Annotated in this window: 14 protein-coding genes and 1 pseudogene; 5 read left to right on the top strand and 10 right to left on the bottom strand. The window is 61.6% G+C overall.

Features of this window, described 5'->3' with window-relative positions:
• Positions 1-4 precede the first annotated feature (4 nt).
• Positions 5-577 (top strand): hypothetical protein, encoded by a 573-nt coding sequence (locus tag HQR01_RS15090; protein ID WP_234030195.1) that lies wholly within the window; start codon positions 5-7, stop codon positions 575-577.
• Positions 578-630: 53 nt separating this feature from the next.
• On the opposite strand, the gene HQR01_RS15085 is transcribed toward HQR01_RS15090, so the two are convergent.
• Positions 631-1,023 carry a DUF302 domain-containing protein gene (locus HQR01_RS15085; RefSeq protein ID WP_173215980.1) on the bottom strand — a complete coding sequence of 131 codons (393 nt, stop codon included), beginning with the start codon at positions 1,021-1,023 and terminating at the stop codon, positions 631-633.
• 377 nt (positions 1,024-1,400) lie between these two features.
• Between HQR01_RS15085 and HQR01_RS15080 the strand changes: the two genes are divergently transcribed.
• The 3 genes from HQR01_RS15080 to HQR01_RS15070 all read left to right on the top strand — a co-directional run bounded on the left by HQR01_RS15080 (position 1,401) and on the right by HQR01_RS15070 (position 4,963).
• A complete protein-coding gene (locus HQR01_RS15080; RefSeq protein ID WP_173215978.1) occupies positions 1,401-2,330 on the top strand; it encodes a TIR domain-containing protein in 930 nt (309 codons plus the stop codon).
• A 10-nt stretch (positions 2,331-2,340) separates the two neighbouring features.
• Complete coding sequence (locus HQR01_RS15075) at positions 2,341-4,125, top strand: hypothetical protein (RefSeq protein ID WP_173215976.1); 1,785 nt, start codon at positions 2,341-2,343, stop codon at positions 4,123-4,125.
• A gap of 124 nt (positions 4,126-4,249) precedes the next feature.
• Complete coding sequence (locus HQR01_RS15070; RefSeq protein WP_173215974.1) at positions 4,250-4,963, top strand: PP2C family protein-serine/threonine phosphatase; 714 nt, start codon at positions 4,250-4,252, stop codon at positions 4,961-4,963.
• An 18-nt stretch (positions 4,964-4,981) separates the two neighbouring features.
• Here the strand turns inward: HQR01_RS15070 and HQR01_RS15065 are convergent, their stop codons facing one another.
• The 9 genes and pseudogenes from HQR01_RS15065 to HQR01_RS15025 form a co-directional block, all read right to left on the bottom strand.
• On the bottom strand, positions 4,982-7,273 hold the full coding sequence (locus HQR01_RS15065; protein WP_173215972.1) for a serine/threonine protein kinase: 2,292 nt from the start codon (positions 7,271-7,273) through the stop codon (positions 4,982-4,984).
• 221 nt (positions 7,274-7,494) lie between these two features.
• Positions 7,495-7,662: pseudogene (locus tag HQR01_RS15450) on the bottom strand (IS6 family transposase); the annotation flags it as partial.
• A 104-nt stretch (positions 7,663-7,766) separates the two neighbouring features.
• Positions 7,767-8,228 carry a DoxX family protein gene (locus tag HQR01_RS15055; protein WP_188115113.1) on the bottom strand — a complete coding sequence of 154 codons (462 nt, stop codon included), beginning with the start codon at positions 8,226-8,228 and terminating at the stop codon, positions 7,767-7,769.
• Between the two features lie 20 nt (positions 8,229-8,248).
• Complete coding sequence (locus HQR01_RS15050; protein WP_173215966.1) at positions 8,249-8,971, bottom strand: HvfC/BufC family peptide modification chaperone; 723 nt, start codon at positions 8,969-8,971, stop codon at positions 8,249-8,251.
• A 136-nt stretch (positions 8,972-9,107) separates the two neighbouring features.
• A complete protein-coding gene (locus tag HQR01_RS15045) occupies positions 9,108-9,386 on the bottom strand; it encodes a BufA1 family periplasmic bufferin-type metallophore (RefSeq protein WP_173215964.1) in 279 nt (92 codons plus the stop codon).
• A 107-nt stretch (positions 9,387-9,493) separates the two neighbouring features.
• On the bottom strand, positions 9,494-10,639 hold the full coding sequence (locus HQR01_RS15040) for a patatin-like phospholipase family protein (protein ID WP_173215962.1): 1,146 nt from the start codon (positions 10,637-10,639) through the stop codon (positions 9,494-9,496).
• Complete coding sequence (locus HQR01_RS15035; RefSeq protein ID WP_173215960.1) at positions 10,636-11,895, bottom strand: NAD(P)/FAD-dependent oxidoreductase; 1,260 nt, start codon at positions 11,893-11,895, stop codon at positions 10,636-10,638. Before HQR01_RS15035 ends, HQR01_RS15040 begins: the two co-directional genes overlap by 4 nt.
• Positions 11,892-12,056, bottom strand: coding sequence for a hypothetical protein (locus HQR01_RS15030; RefSeq protein WP_173215958.1), 165 nt, complete (start codon positions 12,054-12,056; stop codon positions 11,892-11,894). Before HQR01_RS15030 ends, HQR01_RS15035 begins: the two co-directional genes overlap by 4 nt.
• Positions 12,053-12,874 carry a 3-hydroxybutyrate dehydrogenase gene (locus HQR01_RS15025; RefSeq protein ID WP_173215956.1) on the bottom strand — a complete coding sequence of 274 codons (822 nt, stop codon included), beginning with the start codon at positions 12,872-12,874 and terminating at the stop codon, positions 12,053-12,055. The genes HQR01_RS15030 and HQR01_RS15025 overlap by 4 nt, the downstream gene beginning before the upstream one ends.
• A 240-nt stretch (positions 12,875-13,114) precedes the next feature.
• Here HQR01_RS15025 and HQR01_RS15020 point away from each other — a divergent pair, with 240 nt between their 5' ends.
• Positions 13,115-13,564: a cupin domain-containing protein gene (locus tag HQR01_RS15020; RefSeq protein WP_173215954.1), complete on the top strand. Its 450-nt coding sequence runs from the start codon at positions 13,115-13,117 to the stop codon at positions 13,562-13,564.
• Positions 13,565-13,644 lie beyond the last annotated feature (80 nt).

Here is a 13,644-nt window from a genome sequence, read left to right as displayed (position 1 = left end):
TCGGATGGATCAGATTGAGATGCTTGCCGTACTCCTGGCGATCGTTTTCGCGGTCAATCTCTTGCCCGCATTCGGCCCGCCCACTTGGACGATCATCGCCATCTACGGTCTTGCCAGCGACCTCCCGCTGATCGTGATCGTTCTTGCCGGAGCCCTGGCAGCGGCAGCTGGCAGGCTGGTCCTGGCTGGCGCCTTCCGCATGCTGGGCGACCACGTGCCCCCGAAAACCCGCGGCAACCTCGAGGCCGCACGCCTCTTGTTCGAGCGCAACCGCCGCAACGGTATCATCGGGATCGGCGTCTTCGCGCTGTCCCCTTTTCCCTCAGCGCAACTGTTCGAAGCGATCGGGCTGGCCAAACTCCCCTTGGTCAGATTCACCCTGGCATTCTTCGCTGGTCGCCTCGTCTCCTACGCCTTCTACGCGATGACCGCGAAGCAATTGAGGGACACGTCGTTAGGTCAGGAGTTCGCCCGCATGTTCTCGGACCCCTGGGTGCTTGCCATCGAACTGGTGATGATCGCCGCTCTCGTCAGCCTCCTGAAGATCGATTGGAGACGTATCCTGGAGCGAAGATGATGACTCACGCGCACAGCGCGTCCGTCGGGCATGCGCAACGCGGTGGTTGCAGATTACGATCCGATCAAGGCGATAACGCGCTGCAGTTTCTCGCCGACACGCTCGGCCGCCTGCTTGAGCGCATCATTGTCAATTGCACTCATCGAAGCGACGGGATCGATTGCCGCGATTTCGACCTCGCCACCAGGTAGCTGCTGCACGACGACATTGCAGGGCAGCATGGTTCCGACCTTGTCTTCGAGTTGCAGCGCTTCATAGGCCAGCTGAGGATTGCAGGCACCCAAGATACGATAAGGGCGGAAGTCGACTCCGATCTTCTCTTTCAAGGTGCCCGCCATGTCGATTTCATTGATGACCCCGAAACCCTCAGCCGCAAGAGCGGCCCGCGTTCGTTCAAGCGCAGATTCAAAGGGCGCGTTGAGCGTGGTCGAACGATAATACGTCATGGATCGGACTCCGATTGCCTGCGGGGGAACCCCTAAGCGAAAATCTCGGCTGTGCGAAGGATGCGCTCAGCTTCGCTTGTCGGCCCGCCAATGGCAACTGGCAGCCTCCTTGCGATAGACGATCTGTGGGCGCACCAAATGCCCTTCCTCGATCCAGGGAGTTCCGGGGACCTCAGTCCCAAAATAGGTCGCGGGTAAGAGAACTTGTGTTCGCACTTGCAAAAAGGGTTAATAATCATAAAAATGCCGTTTACCAGGGTGGCTGGAAGGTGGTTTGACCAGCCAGAGGCCAAAAGTACGGCTCGACGGGGCGCATCAGAAATCTCAAGGGATTGGTAACTGCATCGAACTTGGTGTGCCAGACAAAGGGAAACATCGTGCGGGGGCATGACATATTCGTTTCGTACAGCCGTGAGGACCGCAATGCGGCCAAGCGCTTTGCGATGCTCCTGGAAAGCGAAGGTTTTTCCGTCTGGTGGGACGCGGCCATCCATTCGGGAGAGTCATTCGACGAGGTGATCGAGCAGAAGCTGCGTGCGGCAAAGGCCGCAGTGGTGCTGTGGTCCCCCCGGTCCGTTTCATCGCGCTGGGTCCGCGCCGAAGCCACCCTCGCCGACAAGCGTCACATCTTCGTACCGGTGATTATCGAGAAGTGTGACCTGCCCATAATCTTCGAACTCACCCATTCCACCGACCTGTCTGAATGGGACGGCGATCGCGGTGCTGACGATTGGCAACGCCTCATCGCCGACATTCGCCTTCTGGTCGCGCCAAATGACGAGGAACCGTCGGTACCTGCGTCGCGGGCCAGAGGGTTTCTGCTTGCTGACGATGCCTCTGATGGCATCCCATTCACGCGCAGACCAGAAACTGCAAGGACGGCCGCCAATGAGGCTCCGTCCGCGGTTCGGCCGGCTACGTTGCCGCAACCGGATTCAGAAACCGAACAGACCGCTTTTTACACGCGATCCGATGCCCAGCTCCACACCAACTCTGAGGTTCACTGTCTTGAGGTGGGCCCGGCTGACGATCCACTTGTTCGTCACCCGATCGGTATCCTGGGGGCCAAACTCGGTCGGGCAGCACCTTCGGACATCATCTTTGCCGACAAGCGCATTTCACGCCGCCACTGCGAAGTCGAGGTGCGCGACGGCGAAATGCTGGTAACCGATCTCCAGTCGACCAATGGAACATTCATCGATGGCCAGCGGATCGAGGCGCCTACCGTGCTGCCGCCCAATTCCGAATTGATGCTGGGCGATGTCGTTCTGACGCACCGCGTCCGCGAACTAGCCGATTTGAGTTGACCGAGGCTCCTTGGACCAAAGCCATCCTCCCCGCCCGAGGCTTGCCCTCAATGTCGGCATCACCGGGCATCGAGCAAAAGCGCTTGGCGAGGACCTGTTCGGTCCGGTTCGCGAACGACTTGACCACATATTCTCCAACCTGAAGCTCGCTGCGTATGAGTTGCATCGTCGCGAACACGCCCTGTTCGACGAAGTCGAACCGATCATACGCCTCCACACGCCCTTAGCGACGGGGTCTGATCAGATTGCAGCGCAAAGCGCCCGTGCGAACGGCTATCAGCTGCGCGCGCTGTTGCCTTTCAAGGTTTCGGAATACTCCCAAGACTTCGTCGGCGCGGAACTCGACGAGTTCACGGAATACCTCGAAGACGCCGACAATGTCATGACATTGCCCGGAGACCGCTCTGCCAGCGACGCCTATGTGCTCGTCGGCAAGGCCGTCATCGCCGCCTCGGATGTCATCGTAGCCATCTGGGACGGCGAACCAGGCAACGGACCTGGCGGCACGGCCCATGTCGTGGAACTGGCGCTGCGCGACGGCGTTCCGGTCATTCACTTGCACATCGATCGGAACAAGGTCGAAGCCTCGACTGTCAGGTTGATTGTGGGCGGCGACATCGCCGAACCCGAACTCGGCCAGCTCGATACGCTGGATGATTATACCGCACTGCTGGCAAACATCCTGGCGCCGCACGAAAGGATCGAGCGGCTCCATATTCTCGAATATTTCCGGGAAGTCGAAAACCGGACAAATCTTCGGATCGAGTATCCCCTCATGTTGGCGATGTTGGGAGTGAAGTCGCTGCCATCGCACCCGTGGCGTCAGGATGCGATCTCCGCAGACATTGAGCGGGACCGCTCAGTGATCCGCGAACAATATCCACCCTCGCTGAGAATGCCGCTCGAACGCGGCTATGGCTGGGCCAACTTCCTTGCGATCCGGTACGCCCAACGCTTTCGGTCCGGCCACATCACCAATTATGCGCTTTCGGCGCTTGCCGTGATCGTAGCGCTGACGGGCCTGTTGGCCCCGGCACTCAAGGTCTACCTGGTGATGCTCGAGCTGCTGCTCATTGGGGCGCTGTTCTACAACACTTCAGCAGGCAAGAAGGGTGACTGGCACCGGCGCTGGCTCCAATACAGGCACTTGGCGGAGTCCTTGCGTCCGCTACTTTACCTCAAGCGCGTCGGGCTTACCGGCCCACCGTTCCGCAGCGATCTGATTTCTGGCGCTCATCGCAAGGAAGCAGGGACCGACTGGACGCGCTGGTACACCGCCGCAATCTGGCGCGAGATGGCAAGCCCGGGTGGCGAGATGTCGCACGCGCAGGTCAAGGAGCTGGCCCAGGCGGCGATCAAGGAGCAGGTCATCCCCCAGGCGGAATATCACGACGTCAACGCCAGGCGGATGCGCAAGCTGGACCACCGATTGCATGAGGTTGGGAACTTCCTGATGGGAGCGGTCATCGCAACCTGCGTGCTGTTCATCATGGGCTATTACACGGTGCCGGATATCGTGCATTCGATGACGCCAGTGATCGTCTTTCTCACTGCGGGACTTCCTGCCGCGGGGGCGGCCATCTTCGGAATGCGCGGTCATGGCGAGCATTTGCTCCAGGCCAACCGTTCGGCGGAATCGGCCGCTGCGCTACGCGAAAATGCGAGGCGGCTGGACGAATTGGACGACATCGAAGACCTCGCGGCAGAATTGCAGGTGACGTCTTACATCATGCTAGCGGACCTCAACGAGTGGACCACGACATATAGTGAGAGGTCGCTCGAGGTTCCTGCCTGACCCGCCGAAGCCCGGTTCCACACGTTCAAGGCCGGCACACTGGTGCCATCATCATTGCAGCCTTTGTGAAATGCGGGATAAGCTAGGCCAACAAGATAATTGGGGCCGTGGGGGGACTCGGACAATGCGCTTTCATTCTGCCAGTCGCACCGATGTTGGCCTGAAGCGCAAGCTCAACGAAGACGCACTGCTCGACCGAGCCGATCGATCGATCTGGGTCGTGGCCGATGGAATGGGAGGGCACGAATCCGGCGAAGTTGCGAGCGCTATGGTCGTCGAGGCGATCGAGCAGTCGGTCACCGAGATCGAACTGGGACCGGCCTTGCGGCAAGTCGAGGAAGCCCTCCAGCAGGCCAACTCCGCCATGGTCGAGATGATGGCCGGCGACCGGCTACGCAAGATGGGCAGTACGGCGGTCGGCTTGGTCGTGGCCGACGATGGGCGCTACTTCTGTTTCTGGGTAGGGGACAGTCGCGCCTATCACATACGGGGCGGCCAGATTACGCAGATCACGCGCGATCATTCACTGGTACAGAAACTGATCGACAACCGGCTGATATCTCCAGAGGATGCCGCTCATCATCCGGATGCCAACGTAATCACTCGCGCAGTCGGGGCCGACAAAGTGCTCGAAATCGATCATGTGGTCGAGATTGCACAGCCTAACGACATTTTTGTCCTCGCCAGCGACGGCCTTACCCGCTGTGTCGAGGCGGAAGAGATTTGCAAAACGGTGACGTCGGGAAATCCCGCACAGGCGTGCGAGGAACTGGTCGAGACGGTTCTGTCGCGCGGTGCACCAGACAACGTCAGCGTAGTCGTGGTACGCGTCTGCTAACGGACTCGCTGGGGTCGTCTATCGATCGAGGACTGCCCTCGCCGCGCGCGAGCCTTGCAGCATCGAACCAACATATTGGCTGGTCTGTCGACCCTGCGCCAGCAATTGCTCAGCCTCGGCCGGCGTCTTCGCCCCGCGCATCGATCGCTTGAGTGTGTCGAGGTAGCGCTTGTAATCGCGCGCGGCCCCAGCATTGCTTTCGAGCGTTTGGAAGGCCTTCTTGGCATCATCGCTCGCATCGCGACCGGGTTCTCGAGTCCGTGCCAGTTTGATCACTTCGTTGGCCTGGCTGTCCGTCGCATCGGAAACGCGATCGAGCTCTTGGCGAATCTGCTCAACCGTCCGGCCGGTCACGACCTGTGTGCTACTGGCGGTGGGTGAAGGGCTGCTGCTGGCCGATGTTTCCGTCTTGGGAGTGTCACTGGGCTTTGGCTTGCGCGGATTGTCCTTAAGCGCCTGCGCTGCTGCCGTGTCGTAAGCAGCCACCGCCAGGATGGCCTTCTGGGCCAGCGGCAAGGCCTCCTCTGCAGACTTCGAACCGCGCAGCCCCTCGATAGATTGCCGCGCAGAACGCAGGCTTTCCGCGACCGCCGCCGCCTGCTCTTGCAGTGCCGGGCTCTCCTTGGCCGCAGAATTGGGCCTGCGCGGATCGGCCCACGGCGCCGCATTTACAAGCCCCCGCGTCTTGGCTGTCAGGACTTGCGATAGACCGACGCCCAGCTCAGCCAGACTGGCGCGAGTGAGATCTGCGATACGCAAGCGATTGAAACCGATGTCGCCTTCACGCGCGGGATTATCGGCCAGCGAGGCATTCTCCGTTTCGAGACTGGCGATCCGCGTCGCTCGTGCTTCGAGCGAACTGACCAACTTGGGGTCTATGTTCTTTTCTCGGGCCAGTTCCACAAGCTTGGCGAGCGCCGGACCAAAGCCGTCGACAAGCGAGATTTGCTCGACCGCGGCGACCGGTTCATTGGCTGGACCCGGATCAGCATCACGGGTGGTGAGCGCCCAGGCAAGCCCCGCGATGACTGCCAGGGTTGCCGCGCCGCCGAGCATCACCGGTCGAGACAGGAGCTTCGATTCTCCGGCTTTTGCCCGCTGACCCTCACTGGCCTTCGCCGCTGGCACGGGCTCCTTCGGCTTGTTCGACTTCTCATTCGGAGACGCCTTGTTCCCTGATGCAGGCCCGGCCTTCTCGCCCACTTCTGCAGAACTGTCCGTCTCTTTTGTCTTGCTGCGCTTTGCGGGCTTTACCGCTTTGCTGGGGTCCGGGACCGCAGCACCAGGCGTTGCCGGTTCTGGTGAAGGCACGGGCGGTGTCGCGACCGGACGGATCTCGGGGATCACGCTGGCCATCGGGACAATGCGGGTTGCCTCATCGTCTTCGTCGTCAGCGTCGCTGGCAAAGCCGGCCGATTGAGTACCCTCTTCATCGAACATCGCCAGCCATTCGGACAGTGAGCGCGGCCGCTCGCTCGGCTTGATGATCATGGCTGCATCGACCGCCGCCAGGAACGCGCGGCTGTAGCCTGGCCAGTTACCGTCGACCAGGGCGGGTTCCTTCTCACCGTGGAGCCGCTCGAGCACCTCAGCCGGCTTCTCACCCGTGATGCACCGATAGAGCACAACGCCGAGGGCATAGATGTCTGTCCACGGTCCTTGTTCGTAAGTCTTCACGTACTGCTCGATCGCCGCGTAAGGCGGCGTATGGAACGTAACGGTGGTGCTGGTAACGCCTTCAGCCTCGAACCGGGCCGAACCGAAGTCGATCAAGACCGGTTGGCCGCTGTCCGTGATCAGGATGTTCGATGGCTTGATGTCGCGATGCAACACGCCGACGCGATGCGCGCGTTCAAGGCCCGACGCGACCGGCAGCACCATCTCGCGCAGCTTGGCCTCATCGAATTTCTCGCCGCGCTTGATTACATCGGTGAGCGAGACGCCATCTTCGAAGTCCATCACCATGTAGGCGGTGCCGTGGATCTCGAATAGGCTGCGCACACTCACGATATTGGGATGGCGAGATGGCGTAGAAAGATTCCACAGCAGCTTGGCCTCTTCGACGAATTTCTTGAGCCCAAGCGCGTGTACTTCCTCGGCATCGGAGTCGATCGGGACGACGGTGGATTCCTCGTCCCGCTCACTGATTGCGCTGGGAAAGTACTCCTTGATCGCGACCAATTCGTCGAAATAGATCCCACGACCCTTGTATACGATCCCGAAGCCGCCCACGCCGAGCACCTCCTCGAGGCGCCATTCGCGCAAGATCGTTCCAGATGGGAGCGCCTTGTTGCTGTAGGCCTTGGTCATCGAAACGTGTGCCCCCCGACAAACGATAAAAGTCGGCGAGATGAATTGCACAGGCAGACGAGCATTGCCAGCGGCACATTTCTGGCTGGCTCATGCTTTCGTGCAGGTTTGTGCGGCGATTACGATCGAAGCTGATCCGGGCCAAGGGAGCCAGGATGATTTCCGGTTGGGCCTAGTTGAGACGCATCGCCGTTATCTTGTCGCGGGTCGTCGTCATGGCATTTGCGAACGGTCTCATGGCAAATGTCGACCCCACGCTCGGCCCGCAGGTCCTCGACATTGCGCTGGCTCAGTGGAAAGCGCACATACCTCAACACCATCAGGCGGATCACTTCGGGCGAGGCGATGACATACCCGAACAGACTATCCGGCTTGCGCTTGCTTGGCATCCGGCCGCACTGGCCACCCACTCCCTTCCAGCATTTGCACTTGCTCTGACAACGCCTTCACGCTGCCTGCCGAACCTGCCAGCGGAGGACTGACCGCCTTGGCCTCAGGCAATCCGCAGAAGGTGATCGAAGGACAGTTTGCCGCCTCCAAGACTGATCAGCGGCAACAGCAATCCCGCCCAGCTGAGATGAGTCGGCCAGGCATCCGGATACACGAAGAGCTGGATCACCATCGTCATCCCGAACAGGGCCAATGCGGCATATCGTGTGCCCAGACCGAGCACGAGCAGGATCGGGAACAGATGCTCCGATACGGTCGCAGCGACGGTGGCGATGTCCGATGGGATCAGCGGCAGGGCATATTCGAAAGCGAATAGCTCATAGGCGCTGTCGGTAATCGTAAACCAACCTTCCACCTTGGTCCTGCCGGACAGGAAGAAGATGCCGGCAATGCCCAGTCGCATGACAAGCAGGAGCAACGACAGCGGCAGGACCTGCCCTGCAAGCGCGGCGAACCGATCGGGGATACTGGCAGCGCTTTCGTCGCCGCGTGAGCGCGATTCCATATGGACTTCAGTCATGACGGTCACCTCTTGGGCTTGAGCTTGGAAAGGGCACCGCTGGCGACGATGCGATGAAAATCGGTGCTTATCGAAGCCTCGGGATAGAGACGCGCGGCCGCGATTGCCGCCTGACTGACGGTTTCGCCCAGCCTGAGCCCATGGATGATGCGGTGCGCACTGGGCCCGATGACGATCCCACCGACTGCATCTTCGCCTCGCGTGATCAGGATCCCCTCGGCATGCCATGCCGGTGTGATCGTGCCGGCGACCCCTAGCGAATGGGCCAGCCAGATCGACGGCGCCGGATTGGGGAACCATGCAAACCGGGTTGCAGGATGGAACACGACCTTGGATCGAGCCCACTCATCCGCCGACATGCGCGCCAGGTCCTGCGGCCCGAACGCCGGTGCCCGCTTGCTCAGGCGCGCCTCGGTACACAGCCGATCTATCCGCGCGACACCGCGCAGATAGGGCAGGGCCATGGAGATCGAGTGCCCCCCGATGAATTCGGGAAAGCGACTGCCATCCTCCTCAATCTGCGCGCGCGCAGGTGGGCAAGCCTGAAAGTAGTCGTTGGCGACAACTTCAAGCACCTCGTCTCCAACGATCCTGGCGACAGTCGGATAGGTCTCGATGATCGCGTTCAGGGCGCATTTGTTCGCCGCCCTTTGTGGAAGCACAAATTGCCCGGCGCGGCCGTGGAATGGACCGGCGCCTGCGTGCGTAGTGGCTGCGAGTTCATGCATCGACTCTCTCCTTTCGTGCATGCCCAAGGGCGCCTTGCTGCCCGACCGAAACTCCTTGCCCGGTCGCCGGCATGGCCCGACCGCGCGCGTCACACGCGCGATCAAAAGTCTGTACCGGCGACCGGTGGAGCGCCGGTCAGCCCTTCTTCGGGTTCAGCGAGCCGTATCCCTTGGGTGTCTTGATCTTGGTGCAGGTGCCCTTGGCGACGTACTTCCAGGCATTGCCCTGGTAGTCGCGCGTGCTGGTGCCGGCGCAGCTGGTGCCGGGGCCAGCGGCACAGTCATTCTTGCCGGTGAGCGAAATACCGTAGCACTTGTCCTTGGTCGGCTGCGGCTTCACCGGACCGGCCTGTGCGGCGGTCGCGCCGAAGGCAACCGCAGCGGCGGCGGCAATGGCGAGGTTGAGCTTGTTCATCATGGTTCCTTTCGAATGAATCGATGCACCTTCGGTGCCTTCTGGTTTTCGCCTGGATCGCCCGCCGGGTCTGCTATCGAGAGGGCATGGTTTCGATGCATTTCGCGTCAACCACACTCGACAGGATCGACCATCTGGCCTCCCCGCGCCTCGTGCAGGATGAAGCCCTCAAGGGGATCGGCCTCCGCCCGCCACGGCGCGGCCTCGAGCGTGCGGATCGTGTCGGCATAGCCAGCATCCCAACGCGCCCGAATGCCGCCCGGGCTGAAGTCGATATCCTTCGAGTGGTCCTCGTAATCGAGTACCGGGGCGAGCAAACGGATCACATGCATCCGCGTGGGGCAGCCATAGGCTGACAGGGCAGCAGTCTCTTTCATGGCCCGCACATCCGCCGGGAGCATGGCCGAGAGTTCCGAAATGACATGGCGCAGCTTGTGCAACTGCCGCTGGCGCTTGATATGGCTGGCTGATCGGCTCGAATACTGCACATCCTTCTGGCGGTTCATAACCTCCCAGATCGATTCCGGCTCAGGCCCTTCCGAATTCCAGATATGGACCGCGTAGACCATTGAATCCCGTCGGGGATTGTCATCGAACACCACCTCGACCGGCGTGTTCGACAGGATCCCGCCATCCCAATAGAGCTCACCATCGATGCGCACCGCCGGGAACGCTGGGGGCAGCGCGCCGGACGCCATCACGTGGCGCAAGTCGAGCGGCATTTCGCGGGAATCGAAGTAGACCATTTCGCTGGTGGTGACGCGCGAGGCACCCACGGTCAGGCGCACCTCACCGCCATCGATCCGGTCGAAGTCGATCAGGTCCGACAAGGTCTCGCGCAATCGATCGACTGAGTAGTACGCCGCCTTCTCCGGCCCCAGGCGCGACTGCACGCTGGCGAAGGCCATGGGGTTCGGCATGAAGAAGGCTGGATGCCCGCCCCATACCATCGACGCGTTGCGCCAGAACGAGGCCATGGCCGGAGGCAGGGCCCGCTCGAAGGAGTGGCCATGTTCGACCCGGCGCCAGAACTCGGTGAGGCGGTCCATACGCTCGTCCGCGGGACTGCCGGCGATGATCGCCGCGTTGATAGCGCCGATCGAGGTACCAATGACCCAATCGGGTTCTATCCCGGCTTCGTGGAGCGCCTGGTATACGCCAACCTGATAGGCACCAAGAGCGCCGCCTCCCTGAAGCACCAGCACCTGCTGGCCATGACTGCGCAGTTCGTCGCGAAGGCCCACACTGGTCATATTCGGTCTCCTTGTTGGATTGTCAGCGCGTCGCTGGTGATGAGCCGCGCGCCACGCTGGAAAGTGAAGTAGTTCCACAGCCAGCTCGCCCCGACGATGAAGCGGTTGCGAAAGCCGACGAGAAAGAAGATGTGCGCAGTGCACCACAGCAGCCAGGCGAGCGGGCCGGACAGGCGCAGGCGCCCCATATCGATCACCGCACGATGTCGTCCGATCGTCGCCAGGTTGCCCCAGTTGCGGTAGCGGAAGGGCTCCGAACGCCCACTCAGTATCTGGCGCGCAACATGCCGCCCCTGCTGCTTTGCGACGGGTGCTATGCCAGGCAACGTGCCGCCCTGAAGGTTGCTGACAGCTGCCGTGTCGCCGATCACAAAGACCCGATCATCGCCAAGGATAGTGAGGTCATCGTTGACCTCCACCCTGCCTGCACGATCGCTTGACGTTCCGAGCCATTTAGCCGCTGGCGAAGCCTGGACGCCCGCTGCCCATACGATCGTATGTGCGGGCAGACACTCGCCGCCAACCAGGACGTGATCTTCAGCAACGCCTTCAACGCGATGGCCGGTCATGACGGTCACGCCCAACTGTTCGATCGCGCCCCGGGCCTTGCTCGACAGGTCTTCGGGAAAGCCCGCCAGAAGGCGCGGCCCGCCTTCGATCAAATATACGCGCGAGCAATGCGGCGTGATCGAACGAAAATCCTTCGACACCGAACGCCGGGCGAGTTCGGCGATGGCGCCGGCCATCTCAACCCCGGTCGGCCCACCACCGATAACGACGAAGGTCAGCAGGGCCTGCCGACGCGTTTCATCCTCTTCTGTCTCCGCCCTTTCCAGCGCCAACAGGACACGATGGCGAACCGCCGTGGCATCGCTGATGGATTTGAGACCCGGTGCATGCTGCGCCCAGTCGTCGCGCCCGAAATAGCTGTGTCTTGCTCCACTGGCGACGATCAGGCGATCATAGGGAATCTCTCCACCCTGCGCGAGCTTGACCGTGCGCCGAATGCGATCGACCCCTGTCACCGTACCCAGAAGCACGCGGACATTGGCCTGATCGCGCACGATCGCACGAATGGGCGCCGCAATGTCGGCGGGCGACAGGCCGGCGGTCGCAACTTGGTAGAGCAGCGGCTGAAACAGGTGATGGTTGCGCCGATCGATCAGTGTCACGTCGACTGCGGCCCCGGCAAACGCTCTCGTTGCAGCCAACCCACCAAAGCCCGCGCCAATAATGACGATACGCTGGCGGGTCATCGCAGGCGCCCGCTACGCGCAAGATCGGCAAGGATACCGGTGAGCGCCTGCGGTGCCACCTGCGCGCCCTGCTTCATGCCATGCGCGCGCATGGCGAAGAATGCCGCAAGATCAGGTCTCAAGGGGCGATCGAACACCGAGCTGCTGGGGAACCCTGTCATTGTGCGACCCACCCACCGTCGACCGGCAAGGCAATCCCTGTGATCGATTTCCCGGCATCGCTGCTGAGGAAAACCGCCAGGGCGCCGAGCTCTTCAACGGTCGCGAACTTGCGGCTCGGCTGAGCTGCGAGCAGGACGTTCTCGATAACTTCCTCGCGCGAGATGCCTCGCGCCTTGGCCGTATCCTCAATCTGGTTCTCGACCAGCGGCGTCCACACATAGCCAGGGCAAATCGCGTTGCAGGTCACCCCGTGGCGCGCTCCTTCAAGCGCGACGGTCTTGGTCAATCCAACCACGCCATGCTTGGCGGCGACGTAGGCGCTCTTGAAGGGTGACGCGACGAGGCCGTGCGCAGAAGCGACGTTTATGATCCGTCCCCAGCCGGCCTCCTTCATGGCGCCAAAGGCCACGCGAGTGGTGTGAAACGCGGCCGACAGGTTCAGCGCAAGGATGGCATCCCACTTCTCGGGCGGGAAATACTCGATCGGGCTGACATGCTGGATGCCGGCATTGTTGACGAGGATGTCGAGCTTGCCATGCGTGGCAATGGTGTTTTCGACCAGCCGCTCGGCACCGCGACGCTCGATGAGGTTGGCGCCATCGTAAGACACTTCGACCTGATGCTCGCTGGCGAGCTTGTGGCGGGTCATTTCGATTTCGTCGAAGTCGCCCAGGCCGTTGATGACGATGCTGGCGCCCGCAGCGGCAAGGGCTTGGGCGATGCCCAGGCCAATACCGCTGGTGGATCCAGTGATAACCGCAACGCGGCCCTCAAGGTCCCGTGTTTGCTCCAGTGCGGCCATCGGTTGAATTGTCATGGATGCTCTCCTTCCATTCTGCTGACGGAAGGATGTCTGGGACCGCGCGCACTCACTAATGCCGATCAGGCATGGAAATCATGCAATCAATCGAATGTCATGAAGGTGCAGTGGTCCCTAGTGTTTGGGATGTCACGGAAACCGAGTGCTCCGGTTCACCATCCCCCCCCCCCCCGACGCCCCGACTGGGCCCGGTTCCCGTGACGTCCAGGTTTCAGCTTCCACAAAGGAACACTAGCAATGAAGAATCTCAAACTCATCGTCGCAGCGCTCTTCGCAGGCGGTGCATTCATTTCGGCTTCGCCCGCGCTCGCTGGGACCTGCCCTGCTGGCAAGGTAGCCGCCAACCCGTTGTCCGATGCCCAGACCTCCCCATCGGGCGTGACCGATGATGTCGTGGGCTCGGTCGACCTCGAAACCGAGCTCGGCTTTTCCGACCATGACCTCCGTCTGCGCCGCCTGGTGGTGATGCCCGGCGGCGTCGTGCCGCTGCATAGCCATGCTGGCCGCCCGGCGCTGATCACCGTCGTCGATGGCTCAATCACGGAATATCGCAGCACCTGCGCAGTCGGCATCGACCATCATGCTGGCGACGTCTCGATGGAATCGGACGGCCTGTCGCATTGGTGGCGCAACAACTCCGACAAGCCGGCGGTGCTGCTGTCGGCCGACGTCAAGTTGCGCGACTGATACTACGCATTCGGACCGAGCGGCCCGGAGCGACCATGGAGAACGGCATCCCGGAGCACCCCGGGGTGCCGTTTTCCTTA

Origin of the sequence: Erythrobacter mangrovi (genome assembly GCF_013260645.1) — a bacterium.
In the GTDB taxonomy this organism is placed as follows: Bacteria; Pseudomonadota; Alphaproteobacteria; order Sphingomonadales; family Sphingomonadaceae; genus Qipengyuania; species Qipengyuania mangrovi.
This window is presented reverse-complemented; position numbering and strand designations above follow the sequence as displayed.

Bases quoted from the DNA above. Each gene is read 5' to 3' on its own strand.
- HQR01_RS15030 (WP_173215958.1), bottom strand. From the start codon at position 12,056: ATGACAGGGTTCCCCAGCAGCTCGGTGTTCGATCGCCCCTTGAGACCT.
- HQR01_RS15025 (WP_173215956.1), bottom strand. From the start codon at position 12,874: ATGACAATTCAACCGATGGCCGCACTGGAGCAAACACGGGACCTTGAG.
- HQR01_RS15055 (WP_188115113.1), bottom strand. From the start codon at position 8,228: ATGGAATCGCGCTCACGCGGCGACGAAAGCGCTGCCAGTATCCCCGAT.
- HQR01_RS15050 (WP_173215966.1), bottom strand. From the start codon at position 8,971: ATGCATGAACTCGCAGCCACTACGCACGCAGGCGCCGGTCCATTCCAC.
- HQR01_RS15035 (WP_173215960.1), bottom strand. From the start codon at position 11,895: ATGACCCGCCAGCGTATCGTCATTATTGGCGCGGGCTTTGGTGGGTTG.
- HQR01_RS15040 (WP_173215962.1), bottom strand. From the start codon at position 10,639: ATGACCAGTGTGGGCCTTCGCGACGAACTGCGCAGTCATGGCCAGCAG.
- HQR01_RS15085 (WP_173215980.1), bottom strand. From the start codon at position 1,023: ATGACGTATTATCGTTCGACCACGCTCAACGCGCCCTTTGAATCTGCG.
- HQR01_RS15020 (WP_173215954.1), top strand. From the start codon at position 13,115: ATGAAGAATCTCAAACTCATCGTCGCAGCGCTCTTCGCAGGCGGTGCA.
- HQR01_RS15045 (WP_173215964.1), bottom strand. From the start codon at position 9,386: ATGAACAAGCTCAACCTCGCCATTGCCGCCGCCGCTGCGGTTGCCTTC.
- HQR01_RS15090 (WP_234030195.1), top strand. From the start codon at position 5: ATGGATCAGATTGAGATGCTTGCCGTACTCCTGGCGATCGTTTTCGCG.
- HQR01_RS15065 (WP_173215972.1), bottom strand. From the start codon at position 7,273: ATGACCAAGGCCTACAGCAACAAGGCGCTCCCATCTGGAACGATCTTG.
- HQR01_RS15070 (WP_173215974.1), top strand. From the start codon at position 4,250: ATGCGCTTTCATTCTGCCAGTCGCACCGATGTTGGCCTGAAGCGCAAG.